Here is a 17,970-nt window from a genome sequence, read left to right as displayed (position 1 = left end):
CAGGCTACGGCTGACCCCGCAGTTGCGCCTTCGCTAGTGAGTGGTAAGTTTAGGGAGAGAGATCCTGTTTTGTTGCTAGTCAAGTTGAAGTGAACTTTTTCTTAGTGTGTGGGGGAGTGGTCCTGTTCCTGCTACGGCGCTCGGGGATTGGCCTTACGCTGGAGAATTTAGTATATACGTGCGGTTGTTATTTTAATGAAAAGTCAGTTTTTAAGCATAAGTTTTGGCAATAATGCCTTCTTTAATAAAAGAAACGGTAAACTTATAGAACTAAATAGATCGACAGACACCACCTAAATCATTTGCAAAATGAAGTTATTATGTTATAATACTTTAAAAGTGTCCAATAACTTAATAACTTTTGACGCACTGTCAAAGGGGAGTAGCTATAGGGAAACCTATTTCATAATCGTCAATACGTGGTTGTCTATGAAACCATCGGTTATGATAGCTGGATTTTGAACTTACAAAAATTCCGACTTAGCGAGACCTTTGCCTTTTATTAGGTGAGGGTCTTTTTATATTGTAAAAAATAAGGAGGAATTTTGTTGGATGCAATTTTATTAGAGTACGCATGGGTACTTGTCGTACTCATCGTGTTAGAAGGATTATTAGCAACAGATAATGCAGTAGTAATGGCGGTTATGGTAAAACATTTACCGAAACCTCAACAGAAAAAAGCCTTATTTTATGGATTAGTTGGAGCTTTTGTATTTCGATTTGCAGCATTGTTCATGATTACATTTTTGGTGAACATCTGGCAGATTCAAGCACTGGGCGCAGCATATTTACTAATCATCTCCATAAAAAATATATATGATAAGGTCACCCATTCGCAGAAAAGTGACACTAATAAAAAACCGAGAAAACAGTCCGGTTTTTGGATGACGGTTTTAAAAGTGGAATTGGCTGATATTGCGTTTGCACTAGACTCTATGTTAGCGGCAGTCGCACTTGCTGTGACGTTACCGGAATTGGGTGATTTCCATATTGGTGGTATTAATGGTGGGCAGTTTGTTGTGATGTTGCTAGGTGGTATGATTGGTTTGATTATGATTCGTTTTGCGGCAAGACAGTTTGTTGTCTTGTTGGAGAAATACCCTACTCTTGAAACTGCAGCTTTCTTGATTGTCGGTTGGGTAGGTGTGAAGTTAGTTGTGTTAACACTTGCACATCCTGCACTTCAAATTTTGCCAGAGGCATTTCCGCACTCCACAGCATGGAAATCAATTTTCTGGATCGTATTATTAATCTTAGCAGTCGGTGGTTATGTATTAGCCGTTACGAAGTCTCGAATGAAAAAATAATAGCCATGCAGTCTCTTCTAACTCATAGAAGAGACTGTTTTTAGAATTGATCAAACATCTGTTGTTTAAATTCATCAAAAGAGTGTAAAGTTCCTTATAACGCTATCTTTTCATCAAGGCATTTGATAAAGTAGGAAAATGAAGTTTCCGTTATGAAAGGAATTTGAAATAGATGAAGCTTTCCAGGGAAGTTTTTCATAAATTTACACCAGCACAAATCATAGTGTTCTATTACTTTTTAGCAATCGCCTCTTCATTCCTGCTGTTAAACTTACCGGGTGTTTATAAACCAGATGTGAAGGTAGCGTTTATTGACAGCTTATTCACGGCTGTGAGCGCTGTAAGTGTAACTGGATTGTCTTCTATCAGTATTGGGGACACGTATTCTGTATTTGGCCTGTGCATGCTAATGTTGGTCTTACAGCTTGGCGGGATCGGGATCATGTCGTTAGGTACATTTTTTTGGTTGCTCGTTAAAAAGCGAATCGGCATGAGAGAACGTCAGCTCATTATGGTTGATCACAATCAATATACATTGGCTGGCGTTGTTCAACTCATTCGCCAAATTATTCAAATTATCTTTGCTATTGAGTTGATTGGTGGGTCTATTCTAACGTTTTATATTTATCGTTTTTATGATTCATTTAGTGAAGCACTTCTAAATGGTATGTTTATGGCGGTTTCTGCAACGACGAATGCAGGTTTCGATATTACCGGTTCTTCCATGATGCCGTATCGTGATGATTACTTTGTGCAATTGGTGTTAATTGTTTTGATTATTTTAGGAGCGATCGGGTTTCCGGTCCTAATTGAAGTGAAAAGTTACTTTTCGAAAAAAGTGCCTCATTTCCGTTTTTCCCTTTTTACAAAAATTACAACGGCAACATTTGGTTTATTGTTAGTCTTCGGCACCGTAATGATCTGGCTTTTAGAATCTGTTCATTCATTTAAAGGTATGAGTTGGCACCAACAATTTTTCACGGCGCTTTTTCATTCTGTTTCTGCACGATCGGCTGGTCTCGTCACATATGACGTAACAAAATTTAGTGAAGCCACCGATATATTCGTTAGTTCGTTAATGTTCATCGGTGCTTCTCCTAGTTCAGTTGGTGGTGGGATACGGACAACAACATTTGCCATTGCCTTATTATTCCTCATCAATTTTGCTCGAGGAAATGATGTCATTCATATCTTTAAACGTCAAATTAAGCTAATCGATGTGTTTCGTTCGTATGCAGTGATTCTCGTAGCATGTGTCATGGTCATGACGGCATTGCTCCTTTTGTTGCTAACGGAGCCAGGTATTCCGGTCGTTCCGTTACTGTTTGAAATCACATCGGCTTTCGGGACGTGTGGTATGTCTCTGGGCGTTACCTCCGAATTATCTGTAGTAGGAAAGATCATCATTATGATGTTAATGTTTATTGGGCGTGTAGGGTTGATTTCATTTATTTATACACTAGGTGGTAAGACGAATAAAACACCGTACCATTACCCGAAAGAACGTGTCATTATCGGATAATCGTCATGTCAGTAGTTAAAAAAGCAGGATGAGAGTAAATTCTCATCCCGCTTTTTTTATTGCTGATGCTCTTTCAAAGAGGCTATTCTTTTTTTAGAGAGGTGAAAATATTGTACTTCCTGACTTGGACTATAGTTAACGATTAAATAACCTGGGTCTTTTAGAATAGAGAGATCTTCACACAGTTTTGCGTCAGTATTCGTGATGAAAACTTGTTTTCGGATGGACCGTTCTGTATGCCCGATAGCTTCAAACTCATCGCCTAGTATATGTGGATTGCGCAATAATAGTTGAATAACCTGCTTAAGTTCATCTTCAAGTAAAGTGGATTCCCACCAAATTTTTCTAGGCAAGAACTTTTGATGCATTACGTAATCCAATTTGAGTAGACTAAGGGCAATTTGAGTATCGACTTTTAGTATTTGACTCAAAAACTGCTCCAAACGGATAAATAAATCTTCGAATTGATGCCCGATGCGAGACCACCCTTGTGTTTCCCAAAAAGTACCGAACAATTGAAAGAAGTCGAATGGTGTTTCGACTAATTCCGATACAATATACTCCATGGAATGTATAAAACGTCCTGAATTCCAATATTTCTCGAGAATGTCTTCTGTTTGTTTAATCTTCAGCATATCATCAAAGGACAACACATTATTTGATACGATTTCATAAGGAGCTGTGTCGATGAAACGATAACCATATTGTTCTGCTTGAATACGAAGACCTGTACCTCTTAGTAACTTTAAGAAACCTAATTGGAGTTCTTCAGGCCGTAATGCAAATACTTCATTAAAGGTATCACGGAAAGAAGCGTAATCTTCTTCGGGTAAGCCTGCAATTAAATCAAGATGCTGTGCAATTTTGCCTCCTTCTTTCACCATGGTGACGGTACGTGATAGCTTTGTGAAATTTTGTCTTCTTTTGACAAGTTCATTAGTTAAGTCGTTTGTCGATTGCACTCCAATTTCAAAACGGAATAAACCTACAGGTGCTTGTTCGTTTAAAAATTGAATGACTTCGGGTCGCATAATATCTCCGGTAATTTCAAATTGAAAAACGGTTCCCGGAACATGTTCATCGATTAGGAATTGAAACATTTCCATAGCGTAGCTTCGGCTAATGTTAAATGTGCGATCAACGAACTTTATTGTTTTAGCCCCATGTTTCATTAAATAACGGATATCTTCTTTAATTGCTTCTCTATTGAAGTACCGAACACCTACTTCTATAGAAGAGAGACAGAACTGACAGGAGAAAGGACAGCCACGGCTCGTTTCGATGTACATGACCCGATTTCGTAGATGAGGGATATCCTCGACAAAGCGAAAAGGGGAAGGGAGTGTTCGTAGATCCAATTTAGGTCCAGGAGCGGTAATAGATAATTTTCCATCTTGACGATAGGCAATACCTTGCACGCTTGAAAGATTAGTTTGACCATCGATGGCTCTAAGTAATTCTTTAAACGTACGTTCACCTTCGCCGATGACAATGTAATCAATCTCTGGCACTCGTTCGAGCCATTGATCATAATCGTATGTCACTTCTGGTCCGCCACAAACGATGAGAGTGTCTGGACTTGTCAATTTAAGCAATCGAATGACTTTAAGTGTTTCTTCGATATTCCAAATATAGACACTGAAGCCAACAACTTTCGGTGCTCGTTGATAAAGTTCTGAAACAATCGACATCGTTGGATCGTGGATGGTAAATTCCGCTAGATCACAGCAATATTCAGGCTCTGCATAGGCCTTTAGATAGCGGATTGCGATGTTCGTATGTATATATTTAGCATTTAAAGTAGATAAAACAATATTCATGGTAAAACTCCTAACTAAGTGGGATTTATATCCTGTAAGTACCTAAATGGACCGATATACCTATGTAAACAGTTTCAAAAATATGACATAATGAGAAAACCATCACAAGATATTCCATATTTAATTTTTTATTGATTGCAAACATATCAAAGTCAGATCTAGGATATGATTGAGGGGGTCATGGAATGGTAATGAAAACATTGGATATTAATAAATTTCTTGAAAGTTCTCTTTTTAAAATTATGATTAATAAAAATGGTGAGGTACTAGGGATGACAAAAGCCTTCAAAGCCTTACTAAATATGGATAGTACACCGAATTATATTTCAGAAATTTTTGACAAGGGATTGCTCGAACAAATAGAAGAATATTTAGCCGATTCTTTTTTAAAACAAGCGATCACTCAAAATTGCTTAACTGGATATTTAATACAGGAAAACAAAAGGCTTGCATCATGTTATATTATATACCAGCCGCATAGCGAAAAGGCGATTATTACAATAAAAATAGATGAACAAAGAGGGAATTTGAGTCATCTTTATGAAAATGCCTTCAAACAGGCTAATGTCCCTATGGCATTAGTGAACGAATGGGGTTTCTTTGTATCAATGAATGAAGAATTCAATAGAATCTTCCCTCGCCAATTTCTTGGCACGTTCCTCCACTTAAAGAAATTTCTAGAGAGCTTTCATTGTGATAAAGCGTTTTGTTACTCTGAATATCTACACAAGGCAAAGACTGAAGGATATGTACAATACAAAATGGTGTATCGTGAGAATGGATACGATATGCACTTGAATGTTCTTTTGCAGAGGGACAGGGAAACAGAAATGTATGTCTTAAAGATATTGGACATATCAGAACAAGAACATCTCCTCCAGTTACTAGCACACTCTGATCAACTATCCACTACGGGTGAAATTGCGGCAAGTATAGCCCATGAAGTCCGTAATCCTATGACCACTTTACAAGGCTTTCTTCAATTGTTGGAACATGAGGTTACTGGTAACGCCTATAAATATGTGACAGTGATTCAGGGTGAAGTGAAGCGGATGAACGAGATCTTGAATGAGATGCTTTCTCTTTCTAAACCTTCTGTTGACGAAATCACAGTCTTTTCGCTTTCTGTCTTGGTAGAGGATGTGTTGGTTTTATTACGTCCGAAAGCCTTGCTTGATCAGATTAATTTGTTCAGTGAAATTCTTGTGAAAGAACCGGTTTTGATTAAAGGAAACCCAAATCGAATGAAACAAGTACTAGTGAATCTCTTAAAAAATGCCATGGAGGCAATGGAACCTAAGGGGATTCTAAATGTTCAAGTTCTTGAGGGTGAAGAAGAAAGTGTGGATATTTTTATTTCGGATACTGGAATTGGAATGAGTGAAGAAATAATGGAAACTATTTTCCTTCCATTTGTTTCAGGTAAACCAGGAGGTACCGGATTAGGCCTTCCGTTTGTAAAGAAAACAGTGAATGAATTTGGAGGAAGTATTTCTGTTAGTAGTGAACTAGGAAAAGGGTCCGTGTTTCATTTGATATTTCCGAGAACAGCAGTTGCTATATCCACTCTTAATTCATAGTTTGTTATTTTAAAAAAGGCCGACCCGGATTATTTCCAGGTCGGCCTTCTGTATTAATGAATAGTAGAAGCCATTTGTGTGAATTCTTTACTATGCTCGTTATCGTCTGCAGTATAAATTGTCACGCGAATCAACATGTCCTCACGTTCCATCACGAAACCTTTAAAGAAACCTTCAGATGATTTTACTTCTAAACCTTTTACTTGGGCGATACCTTCATCCTGAGGAAGCGCAGTTGCATTCGTCACTTCTGTAGGAGTTTCGCCATTACTAGAAGCATTTAATAACTCTCCCATATTTTCATAGAGCTCATCGAAAGTGAAAGATTCGTCACTTTTTGGCATGGTTTCGATTCGCATAAATACAGAACTGTCTTCTTCTAGATATAAGCTGTCTCTCCCAGGTTCTTCGCTCGTTAATGTAAACCCTGGAATTACCTTCATAGAATAGTTTTGTTCATCGCTTTTCGTTTCTACAGCATCTTGTAACAAATCCGTTTCGTCCGCTTGATTTCCCTCGGTTTCCGATTTGTTTTCAGAAGCTACATCTTGTTCTTCCACTACATCTGTTTCTGGATTTTCTGCTGGTTCTTCTACAGCATTTCCAGAAGAACTATCTGTTTGTGATGAATTTTTGTCTGCATCAGACGTTCCGCAAGCTGCAAGCAGTAAGGAAGCAGCCAATGAAGCGAAAATTATACGCCATTTGTTGTTCATATCGAGACACTCCTTTATATATGAATCTACTAATTGGACGGTTGTGCGGAAAGAAAGTTTCATTCGTTGGCGCTGTGAATAATTGTATACCGTTTATGATTGATCACTGTTTTTTCTTCCATTTCTAAATCTTCGAAGTTCTCCATATACGTCAAATCGACAATTACAGAGTTCTCATTTACCTTTTCAACAATCCCTTGTAAACCTTCTTTAAATTCAATAATATCCCCAACTTCTGCAATGTGCATAGCGCGACATCCTTTCTGTCTTCATAATTACTCTAGGTAGTAGAGTGACGATAACCAATTCCAGAGAATTACTTTCTAGTTTGCCTGAAAACGTAGAAAAGGTAAAGAATTATCTCCTGAATCCCCTCTGGAAAATTCGTGTAATTGTCGGAAAATGTCGACAAATTTATAGCGAAATTTATTCATACTTCTTGTATACTAAATTAATATCCAATTATGATGGAAGGTGTATGTTTTGGAGTCGAGCTGTGAAATGAAAATTGAACGTCTTAGGAATCAATTAATTGAAGTCGCCCAGCAGGAAGGTATGCATTCGGAGCGTACGATTTTATTAAGCCGCCAATTGGATTTACTCATTAATGAATATGACAAACAGAAGGAAGAGAAATCTGTTTGATTCTTTTTTAAAGATTTTATGTTTATATATAAGAAAAAGGGGGATACTAATATTGAACACAGCAACATTCTCATTTCCCCCTTTTGTGGGTCGATCTTATGTATTAGATCGACCCTCTTTTTTTCGACCTCCTTTATTGTAAAAATATTTCAACTTCGATACTCTAGAGAAGATGAATAAATAAGTGGGAGTGATAGTATGCGAGATGAAAAGATAGCCTTTATTGGGACAGGCGTTATGGGTGCTAGTATTGTAAAGCATTTGCTACATGCGTCCTATGAAGTGACAGTGTACACAAGAACGAAGTCTAAAGCAGACCCTTTACTTGAACTTGGTGCACATTGGGCTGAAACAATTGGTGAAGCTGTAAAGGAAGCGGATATGATCTTTACGATGATCGGCATGCCTACAGACGTAGAAGAAGTTTATTTCTCTGAGCATGGCATTTTTGCGAATAGTCGCCCTTCTCAAATCGTAGTTGATATGACAACTTCGAGTCCAGAGCTAGCGATATCGATTGCTCAGAAAGCAGAGACTCTTGGAATGCAATCGCTTGATGCACCTGTGTCTGGTGGAGATATTGGCGCAAAAAATGGAACTCTTTCAATCATGTGTGGCGGTGAAAAGGAACTGTTTGATCGCTTGCTGCCGATTTTGTCGGAGTTTGGTAAACAAATTATTTACCAAGGAAATGCAGGAGCAGGTCAACATGCGAAAATGTGTAATCAAATCACAGTGGCAGGTAATATGATTGGTGCGTGCGAGGCATTGGCATATGCAATGAAATCAGGTTTAGATCCTGACACGATGCTCCAATCGGTAGCCTCTGGTGCCGCTAGCTCTTGGAACTTATCAACTCTTGGTCCGCGTATTATTAAAGAAGATTACGAGCCTGGATTTTATGTGAAACATTTTGTCAAAGATTTGAATATTGCACTTCATGAGGCAGAAAGACTTGAAGTGGATTTGCCAGGTTTGAAACTTGCCCGCAAAATGTATCAAGAATTGCTAGATCGAGGCTATGGAGAAAATGGTACACAAGTCCTGATCAAACAGTATATCGATTAAGTTAAGAGGCTATTTAATATGTACTAAACAGCAAACGAGTAACGATAACCAACTGGTTATTGTTACTTGTTTTTTTACTTCCTGTACAAAATATCTGTTAATGGCAATGAAAACACTTTATGATCGCTAACAAGAGTGTTATGTGTGTTATCGGTCGTGAGTAACAAGGAAAGGAGGAGGTCTGTCTACGTATTTTTTTCTTATGACTTTCATTATGAAAGAGTGATTTTGAAAGTTGATTCCTAAAGTAGTAATGAAATTCCGTCTAAAGTAACAGTAGTTACGCAAATAGTCACAATATAAACCATAAACTGTTAGAGTATTTCTTTTATTACATACTAAATCACTGTATACTTTAGAAGTGTGAGGTAATTTAACAGGATAAAATTAATTGTGAAATAAAAAATAAGATATATTGTAAATGAAAGGAAGAATCCGCACATGACCAATGAAGGACCATTTGATCATCTTCTTCAAAAGGAAAAATCCCAAGTTCACTCGAATATGACCATCATCTTAGAAGTGCTTACCGAACATCAAATGAAGATTTTGCATGCAAATGTAAGTTCCACTTCCTTCTTTTTTTCATCAGACGATTCATCACCTCAGCAATTCTTTGGTCCTTATTGGGGAGATATCTGTACTTTCATTACAGAACAAGCATCGTGCTCTTCTTCACGTTTTATTATTAGTTTAGGATATGAGTCTTTTGAAGTCATAATGAAACGATTGCCGACTTCATTAGGAAATCCTATGGTATTCCTAGAATTTCAGAAAACGGCATCTGAGAATTGTGAACTCTTATGGAAAGAAAAATATGAATCACTTCTACAGTTTAATTCAGACGCGTTGCTGACTTTGAATGGTGAAGGTAAAATCACGTTTTGTAATCCGGTGATTAAGAAGTTACTAGACTATACGCCAAAACAATTAATGGGTACGTCTTTTAATCAGTTGGTGAGCGAGGTGGATCAGCTGCGTTTTAACCAGTTTTGGTCATATGTAAAATACGGTAAGGCTTTTGACTTGCCACACCTCGAACTATTACATCAAAAAGGACATGAGCTGCTCGTTTCTTTAAAAGCTTTACCTGTCATGGTGGAGGATGTTTGTCTAGAGACACATATTATCTTAAAGGAGTTACCAAATTACTTGATCAGCAATTCTAAAATGCATTATCTTTCCTATCATGATCATTTAACAGGGCTCTGGAATCGCCGCATGCTGAAAATCCATTTCGCTCAAGATTCTCTTCAAACAGTAAATGAAAAAGGTAAACTTTGCATGATACATTTAGGGGTTGATCGTTTTAAAGTGATTGGAGAATCACTTGGCTATATGGCGGGAAATCAATTCTTGACTATGATAGCTGAGCGATTAAAGCAAATCTGCACAGCAAGTGAGAAATTGTATCGCAATAGCGGCGATGAGTTTATTATAGTCGTTCAAGAATATACTTTTGCTCAAACGGAAAAACTATGTGAAGAGGTTTTACGTTCATTTAAAAAACCTTTTATATTTAATGGTCACGATTATTATTTATCTGTATCCATCGGGATTGCTACATTTCCCGACAATGGGAAATCGGTGGATGAATTAATAGAAAAGTCGAAACAAGCATTATTGATTACTAAAGAACGAGGTCGTGCACATTATCGTTATTTCATGGAAGACATGAAAAGTACTTTTACGAATGAAGCGCTGATGGAATCTCATTTGCGACGTGCAATTGAATATAATGAGTTGACGGTTTGTTTCCAACCTCAGGTGGAATTGGAAACAGGGCGTTCATTAAGTTTCGAAGCATTGCTGCGTTGGAACAATCGTAAGTTTGGTGAAGTATCTCCTGCTAAGTTTATTCCAATCGCGGAAGCATCTGGAGTCATTCATATGATTGGCGACTGGGTCATTGATCAAGTATGTCAGCGTTTGAAAGAGTGGCAGGAAAAGCAGTATAAACCCGTAAAAATTGCAATTAATATTTCTGCTAGTCAGCTCAAATCGGAAAATTTTTGCAAGAAGCTAATTGAAACTGTAAGTAAATATGAACTACAGACAGATTGTATCGAAATTGAAATAACCGAGAGTGCGCTCATGAGTCCAGATGAAACATTAAAATCTTTACAACAGTTAAAAGAAATGGGATTCACTATTTCGATTGATGATTTTGGAACAGGCTATTCATCATTAAGTTATTTGAAAAAGTATCCGATAGATATTATTAAAATTGATCGTTCATTTATTCAAGACATCGAAACCGATCCGAAAAATGAAGCAATTGCTAAAACTATTATTAATTTGGCACATAACTTAGGGATGACTGTCATTGCTGAAGGCGTGGAGACTGATTCTCAGGCGAAAATTATGAAGGATTCGAAATGCCAAATTGCTCAAGGGTTTCTGTATAGCCGAGCAGTTCCGCCAGAAGTGATTGAAGAAAATTATTTAAAAGCGCTACGTTAATAATTGTTTTCTTACATAATTTTTCTCTTTCTACACATCCTTTGATGTAAAGAATGTGAAAGAAGGAGTGATTGATTATGTGGGATATCTGGGTATGGCCTATGGTGTTTGCGACTGCCATAATGCTATGGATTTGTTTAGCGGGCTTGAGAAAATCGAGGCGTTCGTTTCAATTGAATGAACACGACAAAATTCCTGAGACGGCAGCAGAACATCCTTTTTCGATGAATCCATTGCTTTGGATCATACTTGTTTCAACAGTCTTTACCTTCATTGTGATTTTTTATTATTGGGCCTCTTCTTATTAAAGGAAGAGGTTTTTTGTGTATGGAAACTATCTTTCTTTTGAGGTGAAAAAAGGCTATTTGTGGTATGATAGAGTAGAAGAGGTTAACTTTCTTTATGAGATAATGGATTTGATGATGAACAGAAGGAGCGATAATGTATGGTATCTATAAATAATAAAGATTTTCTTGCTGCGCCGATTGCTGACCAAATAATTTCTTCCGAAAAAGTTGCTCATGTACAAATCGGCAATAATGCAGAACACGCTCTTCTCGTTTTGACGAAGACAGGTTATTCTGCCATCCCAGTGCTAGATCACCAATATCATTTAAAAGGCTTATTAGGGATTGGTATGATCACAGATGCGATTTTAGGTTTAGAACGTATTGAATATGAACGATTGGAAGATATTAAAGTAGATGAAATTATGGACACTTCTCTTCCGACTATTCGAGTAAATGACCGTTTTCAGCGAGCGATGGATTTATTAATAAATCATCCGTTTTTATGTGTGACCGAAGAGGATGGTACATTTGCAGGAATTCTAACTAGACGGGTAATTCTTAAACAGTTCAAAAAATATATCTATACTGCACAATGATAAACTGCTAGCATTATCTATTGATTCATTATAGTAAAATAACAACAAGGCTCCTTTCATGGAGTCTTTTTCTAATAGAGGGGAGTTGAAATGTCTGTGCGAAAAGAAACAAAACGTCCGCTTGTCCTAGCTGCTGTCATGCTGGCTATGTTTGTCGGTGCTGTAGAAGCGACCATTGTTACAACCGCTATGCCGACAATTGCCTCGGAATTAGGAGGCTTTTCACGCTATAGCTGGATTTTTTCATCTTATTTACTTATGAGTACCGTTACGGTATTGATCTATGGGAAGTTAGCAGACTTATTTGGAAGGAAACCTGTTTTCTTTGTAGGATTGACGATCTTTTTAATTGGCTCTATATTATGTGGTTTTGCAGTGTCGATGGAACAATTGATTATATATCGTCTGATCCAAGGTATGGGGGCAGGAGCAGTTATGCCTATTGCGACTACGATCGTTGGAGATATTTATTCGACTGAGGAACGAGCGAAGATACAAGGGTACCTATCAAGTGTCTGGGGGATTTCCGCTGTTTCGGGTCCTGTCATTGGTGGTCTGCTTGTTCAGTATGTCAGCTGGCAATTTGTGTTTTGGGTGAATGTACCTTTAGGGTTGCTTGCTATGGTCGGTATCTATCTGTTTTTGCACGAACCAAAAGAGTTACGAAAAGCGTCTATTGATTATAAGGGAGCATTCTTACTGACTGTCGCTTTGTCTTCTTTGTTAATTTGGTTGGTCGAGGGTGGACAGTCATTTGACCGAACTTCGGGAACCAGCATTTTGTTGCTTCTTCTGTCTGCTGTCATGTTCATTTTGTTTTTCAGGCAAGAGAAGACTGCGCAAGATCCACTCATCTCTTTTAGTATTTGGAAGAATCCAGTCATTCTATATGCCAACCTCGTGTCATTAACGACTGGGATTATATTAATCGGCATATCTTCCTACTTACCAACTTATGTGTCGGGTGTAATGGAGCAACGGGCGATTATCGCTGGTTTTACGTTGACAGCGATGTCTATTGGTTGGCCATTAGCTTCATCATTAGCGGGACATTTACTTCTTCGATTTGGACCGTTTCTCGTATCTTTCGCTGGGGGTATCTCACTTGTGATCGGCTCGATGATGTTTGTTTTCATGAATGCTAACTTAGGTCCGATTTGGGCAGCGTGTTCTAGTTTTTTTATTGGGATTGGGATGGGGCTGACGAATACTTCCTTTATTGTCACGATCCAAGGAGCGGTTCCACGGTCACAAAGAGGCTCTGCTACGGCTGCTAATATGTTTATGAAAAATTTTGGAAATACAATTGGTGCGTCTGTGTTTGGAGCTATTTTGAATGGTACGCTCCTATCCTATTTTGCAAAAGAGAAATTAGTGTATTCCGTTGATGATGTTAATTCATTATTGACAGAAGAAGGTCGATTAATAATTCCGCATCAAGAACTAGTAGGCTTGCAGAATGGATTGGAGAGCTCACTGCATTGGGTATATATCGCAATTGCTATCTTTGCGTTTATCAGTTTGCTCCTAATTTTACGAATTCCACGAGGAAAGGTGTATGAGCATGTCAACAACTGAGCTGGATATCATAAAGGCACTAGCTGAAGAAGGCAATATGAGAAAAGCTTCTGAACGATTACATTTATCTCAGCCCGCATTATCGCAACGATTGCAGACAATAGAAAAGGAGTGGGGGATGCAGTTATTCATTCGTTCTCAGAAAGGTCTTGAACCGACCCCTGCCGGTGAGCATGTGATTGCCTATGCTAAGGAATCATTGGCAAAACGGGATGAAACGTTGGAATTAATTGCGTCTCTTCAAGATAGGGTACATGGAACATTGAAAATTGCTTGTGCTTCGATCATTGGACAAACGTGGCTCCCGCAAGTGCTGAAAGATTACGTTGCTCTGTATCCAGATGCTAAAATTTCATTGATGACGGGGTGGAGCTCTGAAATATCAAAAGCTTTGTATGAAGGAGAAGCACATATTGGGATTGTCAGAGGGCAGACTGATTGGAAGAGTAACCGCGTCTATTTATTTCGTGATCAGTTATATTTAGTCGATAGTGAAATTTCTACAATTGATGAACTGAAAGATACGAATCGACATTTCATTCAATTTAAAAGTGATTCCAATTATTATATGGAAATTCAACGCTGGTGGAACAAGCATTTTAATCAAAATCCAAGTCGCCAAATTATCGTCGATCAAATTGAGACATGCAAACAGCTAGCTCTGAATGGGATAGGTTATGCCATCTTACCTTCTATCACGCTGTCGGGAGATGAGAGAGTGAACCGTATCCCGTTACTGAATAGCGAAGAGGAATTTGAGTTGACGAGAGATACCTGGCTCATAGGATACAACTCGACATTTGAACTTAAGCAGGTGAATGCGTTTGTGGAAATAGTCCAACATTATGCCGAACTATTGAGAAAGAATCCATAAGGAAAAGGCCTTTCCGTTTGAGGAAGGCCTTAGACTGTAGACAAAGGAAAAGTAAGAGGGAAAGGTACCGTTGATCTACGTTCCAGGCGGACGCTTTCCGGAGGGCGTGGCTTGAGCCAATCGAACAGCGAAGGGTTCGATTTGTATAATTTCTGCGGCTTTTTGCAGAAATTATACAGCGGTGCTCCTAACGCTACGCTTTTACTCGCAAAAGCCGTCCTTCGCAACGGCTTTCGCTCCCTGCGGGGTCTCAAGTCTCACGCTGATCCTCCCGGAGTCGCCGCCTTCCACTACGATCAACTAGCGTAATTCTTTGGCTTTTTAATCGGATCGTCCATTTCTAGTTCGTAATAGAGAGTATTGTTACCTTTTTGAGAGTTGTTAGAGACTAATACCAATGAAAAAGTTAAAGTTTATGAACGAACCTTTTATTGGGGTTTGTCTACAAGCTGAGGCCTTTCCGTTTGAGAAAGGCCTTTTCTTTACGAATCAAGAAGTTCGGGAAGACTGAAGTAGTTCTTTGTGTCCTTTCGCCCAGTAGGAAGCGAGCGAGAAGCAGAGCAATAAAATGAAGGTACCCACTATGTATGGTGAATTCATATTGATGTCAAATATAAATCCAGCCGTAGCAGGACCAATCATGTTACCTAAGCTCATATAGGCGTTCATCATCCCGGCTGCATATCCTTGCTCTTTACCAGCTAGCTTCGAGACTAATGTGTTGACTGCTGGGCGTAAGAGAGAGGTGGCGGTTGAAAAAATCGTAGCAACAAATAAAATCATCCAAAATGTATTGACAAATAGAATACCCAACATGGCGATCGCAGCTACCACTAAATTGATCAAAATCACACGCATCTCACCAAAGCGCTTGAATAGGCGATCGATGACGAAAGTTTGGATAATTACACCGACAAATCCACCGACTGTAATAATAACCGCAATCTGAGAAGGTGTATAGCCATATTTATGATCCACGTAGAGTGAGATCGTAGATTGGAAATTAGCCAAACCGAAAGAAAATACAAACATGACGATGAGCATGACGAAATACGGTGTTTTTGTGGATCTGCTCATTTGTTGGAATATATTCTCACTCGTTGAAGCACCTTGCAAGACCGGTTTAGGATTAGGCAAGAATAGCATGGAGATGAGGGCTGCGAACATGGATGCACCCGTAGCGACATAGAAAGGGAAGTGTAAACTGATTGTTGATAGAAATCCACCAAGACCAGGGCCAATCATAAATCCTAATGACATGGATGCACCTAGAAGTCCCATTCCTCGACCCCGATTTTCCATGGTGGTAATATCTGCAACAAAAGCCATTGTCGGTGGGATAATAAAAGCTGCACCAAATCCTGAAAAGAATCGAGAGATATACAGCATCCACAGCTCAGTTGATAAACTGAAAGCTAATTGAGAAAATCCATAAATTATCAAACCAATTACGATAATGCGTTTCCTCCCATAACGATCTGAGAGATTTCCGGAAAAAGGTGAGAAAATAAATTGCGCAAATGAAAAAATTGCGATTAAAAGTCCGAGTGCTTGTCCCGCTACTCCAAATGTTCCTAAAAACTCAGGCATGATGGGGATGATGAGCCCAACACCTGCCATCGCAATAAACATATTGAACATTAGAATGTAGAGTGCAAAATTCTTTGATTGTATGGCCATTCGTTTGCTCGCTTTCTAGATACTTTTACTTTATCCTATCATAAAAAAATAGGTTAGACACTTGCTCTGCTTGGGACTTTTGCTATCTAAATCAAATCAAAAACGGTTCCTACTCTTAGGAACCGGCTTGTCAATGTCAATCAATCTTCTTTTTTCATTTCATCTAATACACGATTTACACGCTTTTCAAGCATCTTCATACCGCTGCCGCCTGCTTGGAAGTGACGAAGTTGTCCATCTTTGTCAAAGACATAATAGGCAGGTACATATTGATTGCCGAAAGCATCATTTAGCTTCAATTCGCTATCGACGAATATTGACTGAGTAATATCATGTTCAGCAGCTACTTTTTTAATTAACTCAAGATCTGTATCATCTTCTGAACGTGGCATATGTACAGCTACAACATTCAGTTCATCTGCATACTGATCTCTGAAGTTATTCACATCGGGCATGGCTTCTTTACAAAGGTGACAGCTGACAGACCAGAAGTGAATTAACGTTGGTTTTTCGCCAACTAATTCAGATTTTGAAGTTTCGCCATTTAACCAAGTTGTTGCGCCTTGAAGTTCAGGCATCTGTTCACGTAATTTCATCAAGGTTTCCTCCTTGCTAATTGTGTATTATCTTTGTCAAAAAATCCCCACGAATAAGTGAATGCGTGGGGATGCTTGTCCTGCTTGTAAATTCTAATCAATTAAAGAGTTTCTTGACCTGGACGCCAGTTGGCAGGGCATAAGCCGCCAGTTTGTAATGCCTGAAGTACACGAAGAGTTTCATCTACGTCACGACCAATATTGTTGTGGAATACTGTTTGGTATTGAAGTTCCCCTTCAGGATTAATGATATAAAGACCGCGCAATGCGATTCCTTCTTCTTCAATCAATACACCGTAATCACGTGATACTGTGTGGTTCGTATCTGCTGCTAGTGGGTATTTTAATTGTTCAAGACCATTGTCCTTGCGATCCGTGTTGATCCATGCAAGGTGAGTGTGAATCGTATCAGTGGAAACACCGATAACTTCCGCATCTAAGTCTTCGAATTCGTCATAGCGATCGGACATTGCTGTGATTTCTGTCGGACAAACAAACGTGAAGTCCATCGGATAGAAGAATAGAACCGTCCATTTGTCGTTTTTAATGTTGTCTTGTAAACTAACTTTCCCAAAAGATTTGTCAGCTAGTACTGCCTCCATTGTGAAATCTGGAGCTTGTTTACCTACCATACGTTCAGCCATTTATAAATCCCTCCAATTAATCTTTTGTGCAAGACCATATCTGTGTTGCACAATTCTTATATAGAATATCAAATATTGAATTCAAATACAATTAGAATGACTTGAAGATAATAATTATTATTAAAAACAAGGGAAGATGTTATATGTAAAGGATTTGGGTAAGCTTACTGGACACTTACTCAAAATCTTGTTGACAGTCAGAGGGTTTTACAGGTCGTGATTGACAGGTTTGGCAATTGGGATCACAAATCATTTCGCGCCATTCATCACAATCTTTACAATAGCGTGCATCAAATTCATCACTATAATGTAACGGCTCCATGCATTCAATACAATGAGAAGCTAACTCTTTCCACGCAAGAATTTTTCGGTTATTTACAAGAAAGATGCCTTCAAGTTGATTAGTTTTTGTTGCAGGTTCAACTTTCCGGCTCTTCTTGGAATCAGAGTCTAAATAAAAAAACAAATGGTCATCCAATTGTATCCCTCCTTACTAGATGGTTTCATTTTACTATGCCCATTGCAAAAAAACAATTTTCATGACCATTTTCCTGTGTGGCATTTATCTTGTCGAATTAAGGATATATTTGC

The 17,970-nt window shown here is 38.5% G+C and carries 16 protein-coding genes and 1 pseudogene; 10 read left to right on the top strand and 7 right to left on the bottom strand.

The features are described from left to right. Positions 1–548: 548 nt before the first annotated feature. Together GD002_RS08660 and GD002_RS08655 are read left to right on the top strand one after the other, a co-directional pair. Entirely contained in the window at positions 549–1,307 is a 759-nt protein-coding gene (locus tag GD002_RS08660) for a TerC family protein (RefSeq protein ID WP_153731965.1), read from the top strand. A gap of 172 nt (positions 1,308–1,479) precedes the next feature. Beyond that, a complete protein-coding gene (locus tag GD002_RS08655; protein ID WP_153731964.1) occupies positions 1,480–2,829 on the top strand; it encodes a TrkH family potassium uptake protein in 1,350 nt (449 codons plus the stop codon). Positions 2,830–2,885: 56 nt separating this feature from the next. Here the strand turns inward: GD002_RS08655 and GD002_RS08650 are convergent, their stop codons facing one another. Then, complete coding sequence (locus tag GD002_RS08650; RefSeq protein ID WP_153731963.1) at positions 2,886–4,649, bottom strand: B12-binding domain-containing radical SAM protein; 1,764 nt, start codon at positions 4,647–4,649, stop codon at positions 2,886–2,888. Between the two features lie 191 nt (positions 4,650–4,840). On the opposite strand from GD002_RS08650, the gene GD002_RS08645 reads away from it, so the two are divergent. After that, on the top strand, positions 4,841–6,229 hold the full coding sequence (locus GD002_RS08645) for a two-component system sensor histidine kinase NtrB (protein ID WP_194841528.1): 1,389 nt from the start codon (positions 4,841–4,843) through the stop codon (positions 6,227–6,229). Between the two features lie 53 nt (positions 6,230–6,282). On the opposite strand, the gene GD002_RS08640 is transcribed toward GD002_RS08645, so the two are convergent. After that, positions 6,283–6,945 (bottom strand): hypothetical protein, encoded by a 663-nt coding sequence (locus GD002_RS08640; RefSeq protein ID WP_153731961.1) that lies wholly within the window; start codon positions 6,943–6,945, stop codon positions 6,283–6,285. A gap of 59 nt (positions 6,946–7,004) precedes the next feature. Continuing rightward, positions 7,005–7,187 (bottom strand): annotated as a pseudogene (locus GD002_RS08635) (YkvS family protein); the annotation flags it as partial. 259 nt (positions 7,188–7,446) lie between these two features. On the opposite strand from GD002_RS08635, the gene GD002_RS08630 reads away from it, so the two are divergent. From GD002_RS08630 to GD002_RS08600, 7 genes are all read left to right on the top strand, one after another. Continuing rightward, entirely contained in the window at positions 7,447–7,590 is a 144-nt protein-coding gene (locus tag GD002_RS08630; RefSeq protein WP_153731959.1) for an aspartyl-phosphate phosphatase Spo0E family protein, read from the top strand. 198 nt (positions 7,591–7,788) lie between these two features. Next, entirely contained in the window at positions 7,789–8,658 is an 870-nt protein-coding gene (locus GD002_RS08625; RefSeq protein ID WP_153731958.1) for an NAD(P)-dependent oxidoreductase, read from the top strand. Positions 8,659–9,099: 441 nt separating this feature from the next. Then, positions 9,100–11,121, top strand: coding sequence for a GGDEF domain-containing phosphodiesterase (locus GD002_RS08620; protein ID WP_153731957.1), 2,022 nt, complete (start codon positions 9,100–9,102; stop codon positions 11,119–11,121). A gap of 77 nt (positions 11,122–11,198) precedes the next feature. Next, complete coding sequence (locus tag GD002_RS08615; protein WP_153731956.1) at positions 11,199–11,429, top strand: hypothetical protein; 231 nt, start codon at positions 11,199–11,201, stop codon at positions 11,427–11,429. Positions 11,430–11,566: 137 nt separating this feature from the next. Next, positions 11,567–12,007 carry a cyclic-di-AMP-binding protein CbpB gene (gene cbpB / locus GD002_RS08610; RefSeq protein ID WP_153731955.1) on the top strand — a complete coding sequence of 147 codons (441 nt, stop codon included), beginning with the start codon at positions 11,567–11,569 and terminating at the stop codon, positions 12,005–12,007. Positions 12,008–12,097: 90 nt separating this feature from the next. Beyond that, positions 12,098–13,585, top strand: a complete 1,488-nt coding sequence (locus GD002_RS08605; protein ID WP_194841527.1) for an MDR family MFS transporter — start codon at positions 12,098–12,100, stop codon at positions 13,583–13,585. Continuing rightward, positions 13,572–14,459 carry a LysR family transcriptional regulator gene (locus GD002_RS08600; RefSeq protein WP_153731954.1) on the top strand — a complete coding sequence of 296 codons (888 nt, stop codon included), beginning with the start codon at positions 13,572–13,574 and terminating at the stop codon, positions 14,457–14,459. Before GD002_RS08605 ends, GD002_RS08600 begins: the two co-directional genes overlap by 14 nt. A 489-nt stretch (positions 14,460–14,948) precedes the next feature. On the opposite strand, the gene GD002_RS08595 is transcribed toward GD002_RS08600, so the two are convergent. The 4 genes from GD002_RS08595 to GD002_RS08580 form a co-directional block, all read right to left on the bottom strand. Continuing rightward, entirely contained in the window at positions 14,949–16,139 is a 1,191-nt protein-coding gene (locus GD002_RS08595) for an MFS transporter (protein ID WP_153731953.1), read from the bottom strand. 140 nt (positions 16,140–16,279) lie between these two features. Then, positions 16,280–16,735, bottom strand: a complete 456-nt coding sequence (locus GD002_RS08590) for a TlpA family protein disulfide reductase (protein ID WP_153731952.1) — start codon at positions 16,733–16,735, stop codon at positions 16,280–16,282. A gap of 101 nt (positions 16,736–16,836) precedes the next feature. Further along, positions 16,837–17,379: a peroxiredoxin gene (locus GD002_RS08585; protein ID WP_153731951.1), complete on the bottom strand. Its 543-nt coding sequence runs from the start codon at positions 17,377–17,379 to the stop codon at positions 16,837–16,839. A 175-nt stretch (positions 17,380–17,554) separates the two neighbouring features. Then, positions 17,555–17,857 (bottom strand): hypothetical protein, encoded by a 303-nt coding sequence (locus GD002_RS08580; protein WP_153731950.1) that lies wholly within the window; start codon positions 17,855–17,857, stop codon positions 17,555–17,557. Positions 17,858–17,970: the final 113 nt, after the last annotated feature.

Source organism: Sporosarcina obsidiansis (genome assembly GCF_009651005.1).
GTDB classification, from domain to species: domain Bacteria; phylum Bacillota; class Bacilli; order Bacillales_A; family Planococcaceae; genus Sporosarcina; species Sporosarcina obsidiansis.
The sequence above is the reverse complement of the archived record's forward strand: the minus strand, read 5'-3'. Positions and strand labels throughout refer to the sequence as shown.